This is a genomic window from Comamonas faecalis (genome assembly GCF_039538025.1).
Classification (GTDB): domain Bacteria; phylum Pseudomonadota; class Gammaproteobacteria; order Burkholderiales; family Burkholderiaceae_C; genus Comamonas_C; species Comamonas_C faecalis.
Map to the genome: position 1 here is coordinate 89,927 of NZ_BAABBP010000005.1, position 17,695 is coordinate 107,621.

General features: G+C 68.8%; 17 protein-coding genes and 1 pseudogene. 2 read left to right on the forward strand and 16 right to left on the reverse strand.

Going from position 1 to position 17,695, the window contains the following annotated elements:
• Positions 1 to 67 precede the first annotated feature (67 nt).
• The 8 genes from ABD767_RS04395 to ABD767_RS04430 form a co-directional block, all read right to left on the reverse strand.
• Positions 68 to 1,621, reverse strand: coding sequence for an AMP-binding protein (locus ABD767_RS04395; protein ID WP_103044172.1), 1,554 nt, complete (start codon positions 1,619 to 1,621; stop codon positions 68 to 70).
• A 238-nt stretch (positions 1,622 to 1,859) separates the two neighbouring features.
• Positions 1,860 to 2,360: a GNAT family N-acetyltransferase gene (locus ABD767_RS04400; RefSeq protein WP_103044173.1), complete on the reverse strand. Its 501-nt coding sequence runs from the start codon at positions 2,358 to 2,360 to the stop codon at positions 1,860 to 1,862.
• On the reverse strand, positions 2,357 to 3,061 hold the full coding sequence (locus tag ABD767_RS04405) for a riboflavin synthase subunit alpha (protein ID WP_103044174.1): 705 nt from the start codon (positions 3,059 to 3,061) through the stop codon (positions 2,357 to 2,359). The genes ABD767_RS04400 and ABD767_RS04405 overlap by 4 nt, the downstream gene beginning before the upstream one ends.
• Positions 3,062 to 3,118: 57 nt before the next feature.
• Positions 3,119 to 4,807, reverse strand: coding sequence for an isovaleryl-CoA dehydrogenase (locus ABD767_RS04410; protein ID WP_103044175.1), 1,689 nt, complete (start codon positions 4,805 to 4,807; stop codon positions 3,119 to 3,121).
• Between the two features lie 25 nt (positions 4,808 to 4,832).
• A complete protein-coding gene (locus ABD767_RS04415) occupies positions 4,833 to 5,684 on the reverse strand; it encodes a PaaX family transcriptional regulator C-terminal domain-containing protein (protein ID WP_103044176.1) in 852 nt (283 codons plus the stop codon).
• A 56-nt stretch (positions 5,685 to 5,740) separates the two neighbouring features.
• Positions 5,741 to 7,120: an ATP-binding protein gene (locus ABD767_RS04420; RefSeq protein WP_103044177.1), complete on the reverse strand. Its 1,380-nt coding sequence runs from the start codon at positions 7,118 to 7,120 to the stop codon at positions 5,741 to 5,743.
• Positions 7,117 to 7,788, reverse strand: a complete 672-nt coding sequence (locus ABD767_RS04425) for a response regulator (RefSeq protein WP_103044178.1) — start codon at positions 7,786 to 7,788, stop codon at positions 7,117 to 7,119. Before ABD767_RS04425 ends, ABD767_RS04420 begins: the two co-directional genes overlap by 4 nt.
• On the reverse strand, positions 7,788 to 8,153 hold the full coding sequence (locus ABD767_RS04430) for a PepSY domain-containing protein (protein ID WP_425549892.1): 366 nt from the start codon (positions 8,151 to 8,153) through the stop codon (positions 7,788 to 7,790). Before ABD767_RS04430 ends, ABD767_RS04425 begins: the two co-directional genes overlap by 1 nt.
• Before the next feature lie 130 nt (positions 8,154 to 8,283).
• On the opposite strand from ABD767_RS04430, the gene ABD767_RS04435 reads away from it, so the two are divergent.
• On the forward strand, positions 8,284 to 8,631 hold the full coding sequence (locus tag ABD767_RS04435; RefSeq protein WP_103044180.1) for a PepSY domain-containing protein: 348 nt from the start codon (positions 8,284 to 8,286) through the stop codon (positions 8,629 to 8,631).
• 49 nt (positions 8,632 to 8,680) lie between these two features.
• A complete protein-coding gene (locus ABD767_RS04440; RefSeq protein ID WP_103044181.1) occupies positions 8,681 to 10,045 on the forward strand; it encodes a ferric reductase-like transmembrane domain-containing protein in 1,365 nt (454 codons plus the stop codon).
• A 36-nt stretch (positions 10,046 to 10,081) separates the two neighbouring features.
• On the opposite strand, the gene ABD767_RS04445 is transcribed toward ABD767_RS04440, so the two are convergent.
• The 8 genes and pseudogenes from ABD767_RS04445 to corA form a co-directional block, all read right to left on the reverse strand.
• Complete coding sequence (locus ABD767_RS04445) at positions 10,082 to 10,360, reverse strand: acylphosphatase (protein WP_344868487.1); 279 nt, start codon at positions 10,358 to 10,360, stop codon at positions 10,082 to 10,084.
• Between the two features lie 66 nt (positions 10,361 to 10,426).
• Positions 10,427 to 10,975: pseudogene (locus ABD767_RS04450) on the reverse strand (shikimate kinase); the annotation flags it as partial.
• Entirely contained in the window at positions 10,972 to 11,745 is a 774-nt protein-coding gene (locus tag ABD767_RS04455; RefSeq protein ID WP_103044183.1) for an FAD-binding oxidoreductase, read from the reverse strand. The pseudogene ABD767_RS04450 and the gene ABD767_RS04455, both read right to left, overlap by 4 nt.
• 250 nt (positions 11,746 to 11,995) lie before the next feature.
• Positions 11,996 to 12,598, reverse strand: a complete 603-nt coding sequence (locus tag ABD767_RS04460; RefSeq protein WP_103044184.1) for a heme-binding beta-barrel domain-containing protein — start codon at positions 12,596 to 12,598, stop codon at positions 11,996 to 11,998.
• 138 nt (positions 12,599 to 12,736) lie between these two features.
• The gene (locus ABD767_RS04465) at positions 12,737 to 14,665 is read right to left on the reverse strand and encodes a KUP/HAK/KT family potassium transporter (RefSeq protein WP_103044185.1); all 1,929 of its coding nucleotides are present in this window, start codon (positions 14,663 to 14,665) and stop codon (positions 12,737 to 12,739) included.
• Between the two features lie 39 nt (positions 14,666 to 14,704).
• Positions 14,705 to 15,253 (reverse strand): quinol:electron acceptor oxidoreductase subunit ActD, encoded by a 549-nt coding sequence (locus ABD767_RS04470; protein WP_103044191.1) that lies wholly within the window; start codon positions 15,251 to 15,253, stop codon positions 14,705 to 14,707.
• A gap of 41 nt (positions 15,254 to 15,294) precedes the next feature.
• Positions 15,295 to 16,119: a 3-hydroxybutyrate dehydrogenase gene (locus ABD767_RS04475; RefSeq protein WP_103044186.1), complete on the reverse strand. Its 825-nt coding sequence runs from the start codon at positions 16,117 to 16,119 to the stop codon at positions 15,295 to 15,297.
• 253 nt (positions 16,120 to 16,372) lie between these two features.
• Complete coding sequence (corA, locus tag ABD767_RS04480; RefSeq protein ID WP_103044187.1) at positions 16,373 to 17,359, reverse strand: magnesium/cobalt transporter CorA; 987 nt, start codon at positions 17,357 to 17,359, stop codon at positions 16,373 to 16,375.
• Between the last annotated feature and the right edge of the window lie 336 nt (positions 17,360 to 17,695).

Sequence of the window (17,695 nt, forward strand, 5' to 3'; positions counted from 1 at the left end):
AGTCTCCTGGGTCTACTGGTTGGAAAAGGGAAGGGGAGAAGGGAAAGAAAGGGACGGGAAGCGGAAATCAGGCCGGGGCGGCGCTGGCATCGCGCTCGCGCAGCACCTTGCGGTGCACCTTGCCGGCGGGGGTCTTGGGCAGTTCGGGCACAAAGGCCACGTGGCGCGGGTATTCGTGCTGGCTCAGCTTGGAGCGCACCAGGTCCTGAACCTCCTGCACGAAGGCGTCGCTGGCCGCACGGTCGCTGACGACAAAGGCCTTGACGACCTGGCCGCGCACCTCGTCGGGCACGCCGATGGCGGCGGCTTCGAGCACGTCGGGGTGCAGCAGCATGGCGTTTTCGATCTCCACCGCGCTCATGGTCCAGCCGGCGGAGATGATCACGTCGTCGGCACGGCCGCCGTGGTAGTAGTAGCCGTCTTCATCGACGCGGCCCAGGTCCTTGGTCGGTATCCATTCGCCCTTGCGCAGCACCATGAGCTGGCCCGTGGCGCCGGGCGGGCAGGGGCGGCCTTCGGCGTCGTGCACCTCGATGCGCGTGCCCGGCACGGGCTTGCCGAGCGAGCCGCGCTTGACGGGGAAATCGGGCGCGCCGGGGTAGCTCGCCAGCACCACGCCGATCTCGGTGGTGCCGTACATGCTGCACACCTCCAGGCCGAAGGTGCGGCGCACGAAGTCGGCCGTGTCGTCGTCGATGGGCTCGCCGGTGAACGAAAGCTTGTCGAAGCAAAACGTGTAGTCGCCCGCCTTGCCGCAGTTCTTCATCATGCGGTAGTGCGTGGCCGCGGCCGACATGTTGGTGAAGCGGTGCTGCGACAGCGCCTGCAGCAGCCGCTCGGGGTGAAAGCGCCCGCTGTACGCGCCCACGGTGAGGCCCATGCCCAGCGGCGCCAGCGTGCCGTGCCACAGGCCATGGCCCCAGGCGGGCGACGAAGGGCAAAAGAACCGGTCGCCCGGGCGCAGGCCCGTGCCGTACAGCGCGGCCACCGTGAGCGTGACCAGCGCCCTGTGCGTGTGCTTGACGGCGTCGGGCAGCTCGCGCGTCGTGCCCGAGGTGTACTGAAAAATCGCCAGGTCGTCGGCCCGCGTCTGCACCGCGTAGTGCGCGGGCAGCGTCTGCAGGCTGGCGTGAAAGGCGCCGTCGTAGACCATCACCGGCACCTGCGTCACGCCTGCGGCGACCGGCTGCTTGTCGACGTTGGTGACGATCAGTGCGGGTTGGCAGTCGTCGACGCGCAGGCGGATGCCGTCGGGGCCGAACAGCGTGAACATGGGCACGGCGATGGCGCCGCGCTTGATGACGCCAAACATCGCCGCATAGAAGGCGCGCGAGGGGTCGAGCATGATCGCCACGCGCTGGCCGGGCTGCACGCCGCGCTGCTCCAGCCAGTGCGCAAAGCGCGACGAATCCTCGGCCAGCTCGCGGTAGGTGATGACCTCGTCGACGCCGTCCGCGTGGGCCACGATCAGCGCGTCACGGCCGCTGGCGGCGTGCCTGTCCACGCACTCGTGGGCGATGTTCAGGCGCTCGCGGTCGCCATCAAAAAGCTCCCAGAGTTTCTCGGACGAGAAATGCGCCTGGGCGTCCGCATAGCTCTGGTAATCGGTGAGTCGGGGCATGGGTGCTGGTCTCCTTTTGAGTGCACCCAGTTTCGAAATTCAGGGAGTAATTGTCAAATACAACTTTTAATTGTCTATAGACAATTAAAATTACTCGTCTACCCTGATGCGATACGGATCTTCTGGAGTGGAAACCTGGCTGTGGAAACCTTGGCGCCAGGCATCTGGCAACCGTGGCACAGACCATCCCGAAGCGCGGCAAGCGCCAAAGCGAGCGACGACAGCGGGCCTACCCAAATCAGCGCTGCAGCGCTGCGGTCATGTAAACGGCGTCGTCGCCATAGCCGGCCAGGCGCCGACGCTGCTCCTCGTCCTGCAGCACCTGCACCGCAAAGCCCTGGCGCTGCCAGTAGCCTTGCGAGCCCTGCACCGACACCAGCGCTCCGTGGCGCAGCCCCGCGGCAACCGCCTGGGCGCGCAGCGTGGCCAGCAGGGCATGCGCCAGGCCCTGGCCGGCGCAGACGGGCAGCACTGCCATGTCGTGCAGATAGATGGCGTCGGGCGTGGCGGCGGGCTCGAAGTCGCCATGCAGCGGCGTGACCTTGCCCAGCTGCGAGCGGTAGGCTGCCAGGTAGGCCAGCACCTGGCCATCACGGGCGATCACCAGCGAGGCGTTGGCGCTGCCGGCCAGGCGACGGGCGTAGACCGCGGCGCTCTCAAGCAGGCCGTCGCCATAGCAGGCGCGCTGCACTGCCAGCAGACCCGGCAGGTCGGCCGGCGCCAGCAGGCGCGGTGTCATGCCGGCAGGGCGGGGCGCGGCAGGTAGTCGTCCAGCGACAGGCCTTTTTCGGCCAGCAGCGCTTCGAGCACCGGGGCGAGGCGGCCCAGGCTTTCCTGCACCGCCTCGCGCACCGTATCGACCACCACCTGGGTGCTGCGCTCGATCTCGACGTTGAGCCGGTCGCCCGCCTGCAGACCTTCGAACACCGTGGCGCGGCGCGTCTCGGGGATCAGCCAGACCTCGAACCAGCCCTCGGCGCGGTTGACCTCGGACACGGTCAGGCTTGCGCCGTGGATCGCGATATAGCCTTTGGCGAAGATGTAGCGCGCAAACGCGGCAGGCACTTGAACGCGCCAGACGCGGTTGTTCTCGCTGTCGCGCACCTGCGCCAACGTTGCGACGCAGTCCACATGGCCCGACAGCGGGTGGCCGCCGATCTCGGCGCCGTCCTTGGCCGCGCGCTCCACGTTGACGCGGTCGCCCTCGCGCAGGCTGCCCAGCGTGGTGATGTTCAGGCTTTGTTGCATCACGTCGAAGCGCGCCTGCGTGGGCGAGAGGATTTCGGTCACCGTCAGGCACACGCCGTTGGTCGAGACGCTGGCGCCAATCGCCAGATCCTCGCAAAAGCCCGCGGGAAAGTCGATGGTGAAGGTGCGCAGGCCGGTGCGCTCGTCAATGGCGGCGATGCCCGCCGTGGCCTGGACGATGCCTGTGAACATGGCTGGTGGCCTTCCCCGAAAAAGCGAAACCGTCGATTGTGCCAGCCATGCCAGGCTTCAATCGAGCAGCGGCGTGGCCCGCGCGATGATGGCCGCTGCGTCCACGCCGCGCGGCAAGGTGCCGTAGTGGAAGCTCCCCTGCTGATCCAGGCGCGAGGCGCAGAACGCGTCGGCCACGAAGGCGGGCGCGCCGCGCAGCAGCAGCGAGGCCTGCATGGCCAGCGCCATGCGCTCGACGACGTGGCGCGCGCGGTACTGCTGCTCCTGCGGATCTTTCAGCTCCTGCGCCAGCGCGCTCACCTGCGCGTCCAGGTGACGGTTTTGGCCTTGCGTGGCGCGCAGCTCGTCGAAGAAGGCCTGTACCACCTCGGGGTGGCGGCCCATGGCGCGCAGCACGTCCAGGCACTGCACGTTGCCGCTGCCTTCCCAGATCGCGTTGACCGGCGACTCGCGAAACAGCCGCGGCATCATGCTGTCTTCCATCACGCCGCTGCCGCCAATGCACTCCATGGCCTCGTAGGCGTGCTGGGGCGTGCGCTTGCAGATCCAGTACTTGCCGACGGCCGTCATCAGGCGGGTTAGCAGTTCTTCGTGGCGGCTGGCGCCGCGCTCGTCCAGCGCGCGCGCCATGCGCATCGACAGCGCCATGGCCGCCTCGCTCTCCAGCGCCAGGTCGGCCAGCACGTTCTGCATCAGCGGCTGTTCGCTCAGCAGCTTGCCGAATGCGCTGCGGTGCGCGCAGTGGTGCAGCGCCTGCGACAGCGCCATGCGCATGCCGCTGCTCGACCCGACCATGCAGTCGAAACGCGTCATCGCCACCATCTCGATGATGTTGGCCACGCCCCGGCCTTCCTCGCCCACCATCCAGGCCAGCGCGCCGCGCAGCTCGGTCTCGCTGGACGCGTTGGAGACGTTGCCCATCTTCTTCTTCAGGCGGATCACCTGCAGCGGGTTCTTCGTTCCGTCCGGGCGCCAGCGCGGCAGCAGAAAGCACGACAGGCCCTTGGGCGTCTGCGCCAGGGTGAGGAAGGCGTCGCACATCGGCGCCGAGACGAAGTATTTGTGGCCCACCAGCTCGTAGGTCTGGCCCGGGCCGGCCTGGCCGACGGGGTAGGCGTGCGTGGTGTTGGCGCGCACGTCCGAGCCGCCCTGCTTCTCGGTCATCGCCATGCCGATGGTCAGGCCCTGCTTGTCGGCCATCGGCACGTTGCGCGGGTCGTAGGCACGCGCGGTGATTTTTGGCTCCCACTGCGCGGCCAGGTCGGGCTGCAGGCGCAGCGTGGGAATGGCGGCAAACGTCATCGTGACCGGGCAGCCGTGGCCGGCCTCGGCCTGAGTGTGCAGGTAGTTGCCGGCGGCGCGCGCCACGTGGGCGCCCGCGCGCGGGTCGGTCCAGGGCGAGGCGTGCAGGCCTTGCTCGATGGCCGCGCGCATGAACTGGTGGTAGGCGGGGTGGAATTTGACCAGATCGATGCGGTGGCCGAAGCGGTCGTGCGTCTCCAGCTCGGGCGCGAACTTGTTGGCCAGCGCGCCCTGCTCCAGCGTGTCGGCCGCGCCGCAGTACTGGCCAAAGCGCTGCAGGTCGGCGTCGGCCCAGGCCGCACCCTCGCGCTGCACCGCTTCGCGCAGCGCCTGGTCTTGCGTATAGGCGTTGTAGCCGGCCAGCTCGCACGAGACGTTGATGACCTCGTGCGTCTGGGCCAGGTAGTGCGTGTGCGGTGCGGTGCCGTCGTTCATGGCGTTCATGGTGGTCTCCTCTGGTGGTGGTTGCTCACGCGGCACGTGCGTGCGCAGCGGTGCGGGCCTGACTGGTGGGCAGGCCGTCGAACAGGCGCTGCCACAGCGCGCGTCCGGTGGCATCGAAATCCTGCACCGCGGCAATGAAGCGGCTGCGCAGCGGCGCGTCGACCCAGGACGCGGGCAGCAGCGGGTCGTAGACCAGCTGACGGATGGCGGCGCTGCCCAGCAAAAAAGATTCGCGCGCCGCGCGGTCGATGGCCAGCTGCGGCGCCTGCCGCTGCCAGGCCTGCAGCCGGTCGATGGTCTTGCGGTAACCCGCGTCCAGCGCAGAGGCGTCCCACAGCTGGCGCACGCGCACCTGTGTGGCCGCGTCCAGGTCGTGGCAGCCGCAGACCAGCGCGTCGCTCTCCAGCCCAAGCGTGTACAGGCGGGCGCGCACCGCAGCGACGTCGGCCTCGATGTTGTCCGGGCGCAGCCACAGGTCGCGGTGCAGCGGGGCAAAGCCGAGCATGCGCAGCGCCCGTTCGCGCTGGCGGATCTGCGTGCGGTCGCCACGCCCCAGATGGGCGCAGTGCACCGCCACGTACTGGCCGTTGTCCGCGCGCATGCGCTGCGCCGCGCCGCGCCAGCGGGCCACGTCGTGCGCCAGCTCGCGCGCGGCAGGCCCCAGCACCCAGGCGCCGCGCCCGGCCGCCTGCACCAGGCTTTGCGCGGACAGCCGCGCCAGCGCCACGCGCAGGTGGTTGGCGGAAATGTCGAACAGCGCGCCGGCGGCCACCGCGCGGCTGACCAGCAGCGGCTGCCCGTCGTTGGCCAGCAGCAGCTCCAGCAGCAGGGCGCGCGGCAAGACTTTGGCGTTCAGTGGCTGGTCGAAAGCTTTCATGGGCTAAATATTACTGTAATTAGATGATTTAGCAATACTCAGTAATACACAAAACCTCAACCACTGGCCGGCAGGCACAGGCGCAGGCGCGCTCCGCCCAGCGGCGAGGTCAGCACCGCAATGCTGCCGCCATAGGTTTCGGCCAGGTTGCGCACGATGTCCAGCCCCAGGCCCGAACCCGGGCGCTGCTCGTCGAGCTGCACGCCGCGCTGGAACATCTGCGTGCGCGCCGCCTCGGGAATGCCGGGGCCGTCGTCATCGACCGTGAAGCACAGCTGGTCGCCCTGGCGTTGCACATCGACCTCGACGCGCGAACGCGCCCATTTGCCGGCGTTGTCCAGCAGGTTGCCCAGCAGCTCGTACAAGTCCTGCGTCTCGCCGCGAAAGCTGCCGTCCTGCGCACCGCCTGCCAGCGTGAATTGCACGCCGCGCTGCGCGTGCAGCCGCCCCATGGTGCGCAGCAGCGCCAGCAGTGGCTCGCGCACCGGCGTGGCCATGCCGGTGGCGCGCACCGCAGCGGCGGCGCGCGCGCGCGCCAGGTGCCAGTCGACCTGGCGGCGCGCGCTGGCCACCTGCTCGGCCACCAGCCGGGCCAGGGGCGACTCGTCTTGCTGCGCTGCATTGGCCAGGACGGCCAGCGGCGTCTTGACCGCATGCGCGAGGTTGCCCGCCTGCGTGCGCGCGGCGGCCACCATCTCGGCGTCGTGCACCAGCACGTGGTTGAACTCCTGCACCAGCGGCTGCAGCTCACGTGGATAGGGGCCGGGCAGCTGCGGCGCGCGGCCGGCGCGCACCTCGGCCAGTTGCTGGCGCAATCGCGCAAGCGGGCGCAGCGCCAGCTGCAGTTGCACCGCCACGGCCACCAGCAGGCCCGCGGCCAGCACGCCCAGCGCAATGAGCAGCATGTGGGTGAAGCGCTGCAGCGGCTCGGCCAGCAGCGCCTTGTCGCCGGCCACCACCAGGCGCAGCGGCGGCGCGTCGTCCTCGGGCAGCTGCAGCGGGCGCGCGACGGCCAGGAGCACATGGCCCTGGCCGTCGGCCACGTCGAACGCGCGCCAGCCCTGGGGCGGGTACTGCGCAGGCGGCGCGGGCAGGTGCAGCGAGCGATCCCACAGTGAGCGCGAGCGCTGCAGCGCCTCCTTCGGCGCGTCGCCCAGGCGGTCGATCTGCCAGTACAGGCCCGACAGCGGCTGCTGCAGGCGCGCATCGGCAGCCATGGGGCCGACCTGGATGCGGCCGTCGTGCTCGTCCCAGTCGACCGCGGCGCTGAGCATGTCGAGCTGCGCGACCAGCTGCTGCTGCAGCTGCTGCGTGATGTGCTCCTGGAACAACGCGCGCAGCCCCCAGAAGGCGACCGCCAGCGCGACCAGCACCCAGGCCAGCGTGCCGGCCAGCAGGCGCAGGCGCAGCGAGCCCAGGCGCGGCGCGCGCGTCATGCGCCGGCGCCCGCGTCCACCAGCCGGTAGCCCAGGCCGCGCGCGGTCTCGATGCTGCCGGCGGGCAGCTTCTTGCGCAGGCGGGCGATGAAGACCTCGATGGTGTTGGAGTCGCGGTCGCTGTCCTCGGGGTACAGGTGCTCGGACAGCACGGTGCGCGAGAGCACTTCGCCTTTTTTCTGCATCAGGAGCGACAGCAGCTTGAACTCGTGGCTGGTCAGCTCCAGTGGCTGGCCGTCGACCGTCACGCGCGCCTGGCGCGTGTCCAGCGTGATCGCGCCGCAGCTCCACAGCGCGCTGGCGTGCTCGCCCAGGCGGCGCAGCAGCGCACGCAGGCGCGCGAGCAGCTCTTCCATATGAAACGGCTTGGCCAGGTAGTCGTCGGCGCCGGCGTCGATGCCGGCGACTTTCTCCTCCCAGGCGCTGCGCGCCGTCAGGATCAGCACCGGCATGCCGCGCCCGGCCGCGCGCCAGCGGCGCAGCACCGACAGGCCGTCGAGCTGCGGCAGGCCCAGGTCGAGCACCACGGCGTCGAAGTCACTCACCTCGCCCAGGTAATGCGCCTGCACGCCGTCCAGCGCCGCCTCCACCGTGTGGCCCGCCGCCGCGATTGCCTGCACCAGCTGGGCATTCAGCGTGGGCTCGTCTTCGACTACAAGAATCCGCATCAGTCCCCCTTACGCTTGATCGACAGCACGGCGCCGGTCACCGCGTCGACCTTGAGCTTGGCCACGCGCCCGTCCGGCTGCAACAGGCGGATTTTGTAGAAGAAACGGCCGTCGTCCTCGTCGAATTCGATTTTCAGCACCTGGCCACGCTGCTCGCGCTCGACCTGGTCGAGCACGCTGCGCAGCGCCAGCACCTGGCCTTGCTGCAGCGCATGGCGCGCGCGGTCGTGGTCGCTGTCCTTGCGGTCGTGGTCGCTGTCCTTGCGGTCGTGGTCGGCCCATGCCGGCGCGGCCAGCGCCAGCGCAAGGGCCAGCAGCACTGGTTGAACCATACGTTGCGACAGGGGAGAGGTGAAGGCGGACATGGCGTTTTTATACCGCCGCGCCGATGAACCGCTGGTGAACGCCGCCTTCAGCTTCGATTCATGCCGGGTTTTGAACAATGACGGCACGGCGGCACCCGCCGTTGCATCTTTCTTCACAGGAGTCCAGACCATGATCACCACCGCTACCCGCCGCTTCCTCATCGCCGCCGCCGCTGCCGGCGCGCTGTCCACCGGCCTGTACGCCGGGCTGGCACAGGCCCAGACCGCGCCAGCCGCCACGCCCGCCGCCACCGCAGCACCGGCCGCGGTGCGCATGGCGCCGCAGGGCGCGCAACTGACGATTGGCGACATCTACCAGCGCATGGAGGCCGCCGGCATGCACGCGATCCGCGAGATCGAGTGGGACAAGGGCCGCTACGAGGTCAAGGCGCTGAACGCGCAGAACGAGAGCGTCAAGCTCTACGTCAACGGCAGCAGCGGCGCCATCGAGCACACACGCACCTACGACAAGCACTGATCTTCTTCGGCGCGCCCGGCGCCGGCACCAACACCACCACGGAGGCCGCATGAGAACCAAAACCGCCCTGTCGCTCTATCTGCTCTTGATCACCGCCGCCTGGATCGCCGCCGCGCCTGCCGACCTGGGAATCAGCCCGCTCGTCGACACCCAGGGCGCGGCAGGCGGCTGGTGGATGCTGCGCCGCCACGCCATCTACCTGAGCGGCCTGTGGAGCATGGGGCTGATGAGCCTGGTAATGGTGCTGGCGCTGCGCCACCCGCTGCTGGAGCGCCCGCTGGGCGGCATGGACCAGGTCTACCGCCTGCACAAATGGGCGGGCATCGGCGCGGCGCTGGCGGCCATTGCCCACTGGGGCGCCAAGGAGGGCGGCGGCTGGATCAAGGACTTGTGGGGCCGCGCCGGCAAGCCCGGGCGCGACGCCGTCTGGGCCTGGCTGACCGACAGCCGCGGCCTGGCCAAGGACGCGGGCGAATGGGCCTTCTACCTGCTGCTGGCCATGGTGGCGCTGACGCTGCTCACGCGGCTGCTGCCCTACCGCAACTGGCGCGTGCTGCACCGCGCCATGCCGCTGCTGTACCTGGCGCTGGTGTTCCACGCGGTGGCGCTCACGCCGCTGTACCTGTGGGCCTCGCCGCTGGGCGCCCTGATGGTCACTCTGATGCTGGCCGGCAGCGCCGCCGCGCTGTGGTCACTGGCCGGCTGGGTGGGCGTGCGGCGCAACCACGCGGCGCGCATCGCGCACGTGCAGCTGCTGGGCCAGGGTGCCGACGCGCCGCTGGAGGTAACCTGCGCCATGCCCGCCAGCTGGCCGGGCCACCGTGCCGGGCAGTTCGCCTTTGTGCGCTTCGACCGCGGCGAAGGCGCGCACCCGTTCACCATTGCCAGCGCGGACGGCCTGGCCGAGAGCGACGCGGGCGAGGCGCTGCTGCGCCTGGTCATCAAGCCGCTGGGTGACTACACCCGCACGCTGGCCAGCCGCCTGCGCACCGGCCAGCGCGTGGACATCGAAGGCCCCTACGGCCACTTCGACGGACGCGGCAGTGCCCGGCGCCAGCAGGTCTGGGTGGCCGCGGGCGTGGGCATCACGCCATTCCTGGCACTGCTGGAGGCGCGCCAGAGGGGTCATGTGCAGCCGCCCGGCGCGCAACCGGTGCAAATGCACTACTGCACCCGCGACGCCGACCGCGACCCGCTGCTGGCGCGCCTGCGCCAGCTGTGCGCCGGCGCCCGGCCCGCGGTCACGCTCACGGTGCACAGCCAGGCCCACGGCCAACGCCTGTCGCCGCGCAACCTGGCCGGAAAAGACGCGCTGGACATCTGGTACTGCGGCCCGCAGGGCCTCGGCGACGCGCTCGAACGCCACGACGCCCGCGACTGGCGCCTGCACCGCGAGTCGTTTGCGATGCGCTGAGCGCCGAAGCGCTCAGGAAAAACGAGGGAAGGCGCGCTACAGCGTCTGGCGCTGCTCGAAGCCGGGCAGCGCGTCGCCCGCCTGCAGCAGCGCGGGCTGCACTTCGACGCGCTCGACGCGCGCGGCGGGCGGGCCGCCGTGCGCCCAGGTGATCAGCGCCTGGACGTCGATCTCGGCGCCGCTGGCCAGCACCTCGACGCTGCCGTCGCGGCGGTTGCGCACCCAGCCGCGCAGGCCCAGGCCCTGCGCCACCTCGACGGTGGACTGGCGAAAGCCCACGCCCTGCACCTTGCCGTGGATGCGCAGCAGCCGCACCAGTGGCGGCTGCGCCGTGCCCGGGTCTTCGGCCGGCGGCTCGTTGTCAGCCAGCGCCGGGCAGCGCCCGGACAGCTCCAGCTGCGCGACGACGAGCTGCACCAGGCGTTGCACCGACGGGCGCCTCGCTTCAACGGCGTGGTGCGCCACCTCGCGGTAAAGCGGATCGCGCACGCGGTGCAGCTGGCGCAGCTGATCCAGCGGGTCGCTCACCTGCAATAGCGGGCGGCTGCGGTCATGGCGGATGCGCCGGAAGATTTCGTCGGCCGAGGCGCGCAGGTAGATCACGGGGTCGAACCCCGCGCGCAGCGCCTGGCGATTGGCCTCGCGCAGCACGGCGCCGCCGCCGGTGGACAGCACCAGCGGGCCGCCGGCGCGCGCCAGGTCGGCCAGCAGCGCGGCCTCGCGGTCGCGAAAGTCCTGCTCGCCATGCGTCTCGAAATGCTGGCGGATGCTGGTGCCCAGCTGCTGTTCGAGCAACTGGTCCAGGTCGGCGAACGGCAGGCGCAGGCGGCGCGCCAGGTGGCGCCCAACGGTCGATTTGCCACTGCCGGGCATGCCCACCAGCGCAATGCGCAGCGGGGCAGCGGCCCCAGCGTCGGCCGGCGCGGTCATTTTTCGACGAAGGCGCGCTCGATCACGAAGTCGCCCGGGCGCGTGGTGTTGCCTTCCTCGAAGTCGCGGCCCTCCAGCAGCGCCTTGAGCGAGGCCAGCATCTCGGGGCTTCCGCACAGCATCACGCGGTCTTCCAGCGGGTTGAGCGCGGGCAGGCCCAGGTCGGCGGCCAGCTTGCCGTTGTCGATCAGCTCGTTGATGCGGCCCTGGTTCCTGAACGGTTCGCGCGTGACCGTGGGGTAGTACTTGAGCTGGCCGCTGATCATCTCGCCCAGAAGCTCGTGCTTGGGCAGTTCGCGCGTGAGGTAGTCGTGGTAGGCGAGCTCGGCCACCTGACGCACGCCGTGCACCAGCACGACCTGCTCGAAGCGCTCATAGGTGTCGGGGTCGCGGATCACGCTCAGGAACGGCGCCAGCCCGGTGCCGGTGGACAGCAGGTACAGGCGCTTGCCGGGCAGCAGGTAGTCGATGAGCAGCGTGCCCGTGGGCTTCTTGCCGACGACGATGGAGTCGCCCACCTGGATGTGCTGCAGGCGCGAGGTCAGCGGGCCGTCGGGCACCTTGATGGAGAGGAACTCCAGGTGCTCTTCGTAATTGGCGCTGACGATGCTGTAGGCGCGCAAGAGCGGCTTGTCGTTCACCTTCAGCCCGATCATCGTGAAGTGGCCGTTGGAGAACCGCAGGGCGGGGTCGCGTGTGGTTTTGAAGGAAAACAGGCGGTCGGTCCAGTGGTGCACGGAGAGGACCCGCTCTTCGAGGAATGCGCTCATGGTCGATGAAAAAGGGTTGGACGGCATCGCTGGACGGGCGGCGCATCCGCGAAAGGCTGCGGCAGCTGCCTCATGGCGGTGCACTGGACAAGATCCTCGCAGCCGCGGCCGGACAATCTCACGGGAAAACCCGCGCATTGTGCCGCAAGCGTCTGCGAACAGGCGCAAAAAACGGCCATCCTCTTAGACCGTTTTCTTTCATCGATATGCACTGCGCGATGCACCCGCACGCCCGGGCGCGCGGCCCGCGTCAGCCTTCGGCGCCGCCATGGCTCTTGACCCGGTGCAGCGTGTTGCGGTCGGTGTGGTGCATTTCCTTGCCACCCTGGGCCGCCAGCTTGAGCACCAGATCCGAGCTGTAGCTGAAGCTGTCGTCGGCGTTGAAGGTGAAGGTGGTCGTGAACTCGCGCAGCTCGGCGCGTTCGAGCAGGTATTTGTTCTGCAGGATGCCAAACGACGGGTCGCCGGGCGTGGCCTTGAAGGCAATCGCCCTGTCGCGCGGCTGGGCCGTAGCGCCCTGCAGCACCGCAATGCCGCGGCCGAACACGACGGCGCGCATGACCTGGCCGGTGGCCTTCTCCCACAGCAGGTAGCCGACCTCGTCATGGAACGGGTTCATGGCCTCCTCGCCGTGGCGCCAGGCGGTCATGTGGTACGTCAGGCCTTCGAGCGACTGCTTGCCGTTCTCCTGCTTCGGTATGGGGCGGAACACGGCCTTCTCGAAGTAGCCGGTCTCGCCAGTGACGTCGTCCTCGTTGTGGTAGGACAGGTCGACGCCGGCGTTGCCCTCCCATTCACCCACCAGTGGGGTCAGCGGCCCCAGGCGCTGCGGGCCCTGAATGTCTTTTTCCATGACGGTCTCCTTGTGTCGATTGCGGGGAATTCCACGGTATTCCTCGTACTGGCGCTTGGCAAATGGCTGCCCGTATCGAACCGATGGCGTCCTGGCTATAGGCAAAGTGGATTCGCCGGGCGCATTGGCATTCGCGCATCAAATGCGCACCCGCAGGCCCACCTCGACGATCTTGTCGACCGGGATGCGAAAGCCCTGGGTCACGTCGGCCGAGTTGCGCACCAGCACGCCCAGCAGGCGGTCGCGCCAGGCGGCCATGCCGTCGCGCCGGCCGTGGGCGCTCAGGGGCGAGCGGTATTCGATGTAGTAGGTGGCCGCCGCCAGGTCGATCGTCAGGCCGCGGTCGCCGCAGGCCGCCAGGTCGGCGGGCAGGTTCACACCCTGGATGTAGCCGTAGTGCAGCACCACACGAAAAAATCCCAGGCCCAGATCGTGCAGCTCGATGCGCTCGTCACCGCTCACGCGCGGCACGTCCTCGATCGACACCGTCAGCAGCACCACCTGACGCTGCAGCGCATGGTTGCGCTCGACGTGGTGGCACAGCGCCGCGGGCATGCCGCCGCGCTGCGCCGTCAGGAACACCGCGGTGCCGGCCACGCGCGCAACCTGGTCGCGCTCGAAGACATGGAGCAAATCGTCCAGCGTGCGCGCGTTCTCGCCCGCCTGGCGCCCCAGCAGCTCGCCGCCGCGCCGCCAGGTGGACATGACGGTGAAAAACCCCGCGCCAGCGAGCACCGGGAACCAGCCGCCGTGCGGGATCTGCAGCGCGTTGGCGCCAAGATAGGCCAGGTCGATCGGCAGAAAGCCCAGCAGGAACAGCAGCGCCGCCGCCCAGTGCCAGTGGCCACGCTCGCGCACCACGAAGAACGCCAGGATGCTCGTCACCACCATGGTGGTGCTGACGCTGATGCCGTAGGTGCTGGCCAGCCGGTCGGAGCTTTGGAACAGCACCACCAGCACGATGGCCGCGCCCATCAGCATCCAGTTGACCAGTGGAACGTAGACCTGGCCGACGGTTTCGTCCGAAGTCTGCACCACGCGCGAATGTGGCATCAGGCCCAGTTGCGCGGCCTGGCGCGTCATCGAGAACGCGCCGGTGATGGCCGCTTGCGAGGCGATGACGGTGGCCAGCGTCGCCAGCACCACCACCGGCAGCAACAGCGGCGCCGGCGCCAGGTGAAAGAACGGCTGCTGCACGGCATGCGCATCGCGCAGCAACACGGCGCCCTGGCCGAAGTAATTGAGCACCAGCGCCGGCAGCACCATGACGAACCAGGCGCGACGGATCGGCGCGCGCCCGAAATGGCCGATGTCGGCGTACATCGCCTCGGCCCCGGTGGTGACCAGGAACACCGCGAACAGCACGACGAAGCCGGCCACGCCGTTGGCGCCGAAGAAATGCAGCGCGTGGCGCGGGTCGACCGCCGCCAGCACCTGGGGCGCCTGCACGATGCCATACAGCCCCAGCGCCGCGATGGCGGCAAACCACAGCGCCATCAGCGGCCCGAAAAGGGCGCCGATGCGCGCCGTGCCCAGATGCTGCACCGCGAACAGCAGCGCCAGGATGGCGATGGTGGCCGGCACCACGAAGCCGCCCAGGCGCGGCGAGACGATCGCCAGGCCCTCGACCGCGCTCAGGATCGAGATGGCCGGCGTGATCATGATGCCGGCGTACAGCATCGACGCGCCCGCCAGGCCGGTCAGGATCAGCGCGCGCCGGCCCCAGCGATCCAGTCCGCGCCACGGCCGCAGCAGCGCGATCAGCGCGAAGACGCCGCCCTCGCCGCGGTTGTCGGCCTGCAGCACGCACACCACGTATTTCAACGTCACGACGAGCAGCAGCGTCCATAGCACCAGCGAGACCATGCCCAGCACATTGGCCGCGCTGGGCGCCAGCGCCCCCGCCTGTGCCGAGAACGCGGCGCGCAGCGCGTAGATGGTGCTGGTGCCCAGGTCGCCATAGACCACGCCGAGCACGGCCAGCGCCAGCGGCCAGCTCCCTGCGCCACCCGGCCCTTCCTCGACCGGCGTGGCCGAGGACGACGATGCCGTGTCCTGTGGTGTCATCGCTCACGCCCGTCGCGCAGGGGCTTGAAGCAAAGTCTGTCAGGCCGTCGTGGCCAGCGCATGGGCCTCCACCTCGCTGCCGCCGGCCTGGCCCAGCAGTTGCTGCACGCGCGCCACGTCCACCTGCTGCGCGTGCACGGTGACCAGGAATTTGTCGGCCTTGATCGCGGTCTCGTAGCGCACGACCGAATTCTTGGGCACGCCGACAGCGGTGAGCGCACCCACCAGCGCCGACGCGCCGCCGGCGAGCACCGCGCCCTCGATGCCGCCGACGATGATCGACGCCATCGGGCCGAGCGCCACGACTGGGCCGACGACCGGGATGAAGAAAAACCCCGACCCCAGCAGCAGCCCGGCCAGCCCGCCCCAGAAAGCGCCCTGCTTGCCGAAGTAGCGGGCGCGGTCGCCCGCGTTGAAATAGCCGACGGGCTGGTCTTCGCTGTGGTAATTCTTGCCCACTACCGACACGGCGGCCAGCGGCACGCCGGCGCTGCCGAGCTGGCGCACGGCGACATCGGCGCCCTCGTGAGTATCAAACACGGCCATCACGATGTGGCTGCCCAGGGTTTGGGGTGCAGCGGTTGACATGGTCATCTCTCCTGTGCGTTGTGCGGTGAGCACGCTGGCGCTCACTGCATGAACCAGCCGTGGCTGACCACCAGCGACTGGCCGGTCAGCGCGTTGCTCGGCCAGGCGGCAAAGGTGAGCGCGGCCTGGGCCACGTCGTCCACGGTGGTGAACTCGCCGTCCACGGTGTCCTTGAGCATCACGGTCTTGACCACGTCGGCCTCGCTGATGCCCAGCTCCTGCGCCTGCTCGGGGATCTGCTTTTCGACCAGCGGCGTGCGCACGAAGCCCGGGCAGATGACGTTGGCGCGGATGTTGTGCTCCGCACCCTCCTTGGCGATCACCTTGGCCAGCCCTTCCAGGCCATGCTTGGCGGTGACGTAGGGGGCCTTGAGCCTGGACGCCTCCTTGGAGTGCACCGAGCCCATGAAGATGAGGCAGCCGCCGCGCCCCGATGCGATCATCTGGCGCACCGCGGCGCGCGAAGTCAGAAACCCGCCGTCCAGGTGCACCGCCAGCAGCTTCTTCCAGTTGGCGAAGGTGAAGTCCTGGATGGGCGCGACGATCTGGATGCCGGCGTTGCTCACCAGGATGTCGACCGCGCCCAGGCTTTGTTGCACCTGCGCAAAACCGGCATCGACAGCCGCCTCGTCGGTCACGTTCATCGCGACGGCCAGCGTCTTGACACCCTTCTTGGCAATCGCATCGGCCGTGGCCTGGGCGTCGGCCAGGCGCAGGTCGGCAATCACCACGTTGGCGCCGGCGTCGGCAAACACCTCGGCAATGCGTTTGCCCAGGCCGCTGGCGGCGCCGGTGACGAGGGCAGTCTTGCCCTTCAGGCTGAGCGTGGTGCTGGCGCGTACGGGGGTGGGGGCTGTTGCATTCATGGCTGTTCCTTTCATGGTCCAAAACAATCGAAGCGCGCGCCAACACGGGCCTGCGCGTTGCATTGACTGTGGACAGCCTGCCTTAGCCGAAGCTTAAGAAACCCTGCTCATGGTCTTTCATGGCGCCTGCACCGCCACGCCGTCCATCTGTCGTGAACGGTACGCCTGCCGCGCACGGGCGACAACGCCGGTGCGCAATGCCAGCGCTGCGAATGCGTATTCAGGCAGTCTTCACGCGCCCTGGCGCCCAGGCTTACTTGAGCCAGCCGCGCTTGCGGAAATACATCATGGGCACCAGCGCGCTGGCAACCATCAGAACGAGGGCGAATATGTAGCCGTACTTCCACTGCAGCTCGGGCATGGCCTGAAAGTTCATGCCGTAGACGCTGGCGATCAAGGTGGGCGGCAGCAGCGCGACGCTGGCCACCGAGAAGATCTTGATGATCTTGTTCTGGTTGATGCTCAGAAAACCCACCAGCGCGTCCATCAGGAAGTTGATCTTGTCGAACAGGAACTGCGTGTGGCTGTCCAGCGACTCGATGTCGCGCAGGATCTGGCGCGCGTCCTCGAACTGCTCGGCGTCCAGCATCTTGCTGCGCATCATGAAGCTCACCGCGCGGCGCGTATCGAGCATGTTGCGGCGGATACGCCCGTTCAAGTCCTCCTGCCAGGCGATGTCGGCCAGCACCTGCTGGGCGTAGTCGTCGGTCACCTGGCCTTCGAGCACCTGGTCGCTGACCTTCTTCAGGTCATCGTAAATGCCTTCGAGCGTATCGGCCGAATACTCGACATCGGTGTCGAACAGGTTGAGCAGCACCTCCTTGGCATCCTCGATCAGCCCCGGGGCGCGGCGCGCGCGCATGCGCACCAGGCGAAAGACGGGAATGTCGGCGTCGTGCACCGAAAACAGCACGCCGCAGCTCTTGAGCTCGGTGTTGTGCTGGTTGAGGATGAAGGCCACGCGCACCGAGCGCGGGTCGTCGTCATCGTCGATCAGGAAGTCGCTGCGCAGGTGCAGCTCGCCGTTGTCTTCCTCGTAGAAGCGCGCCGACTCCTCGATGTCCTCCTCCATCGCGTCTTCGGGGATCGAAAGGCCGTAGTACTGCTTGATCCAGCGCTTTTCCTGCAGCGTCGGCGACTCCAGGTCCACCCAGATCGGCTGGAACTGCGACAGCTCCTGCAGCGACTCGATCTCTTCCTGGACCAGCCGGCCATTGACGAGCGAAAAAACATTGAGCATGGCTCACTCCCGGATTGCGGTGACGGTGTGTTGTTGTGTGGGACGGGGCGCTTTCAGCCCCCACCATCGGTGCAGGAGCTGAAAGCTAGCAACTGGGGCTGGCTTCCATGGCGATGCTCTCCTTGCCTTGCGCAAACCGGGGATTATCGCAGCAGTGCGCGCCCGCCATGGCGCACCGCCCCAGCCCGCACCACTGCGGCGATACGCGCAAGAGGATCGCACATTTAGTTACGATTATGTAACAATGCCGCGTCCCATCGCGCTTTCGGTGCGCGCCCGGGGCTGCCATCTCCCCCAACCTCTATGCCTTTCACTGCCTTCCACCTGGGGCCAGGT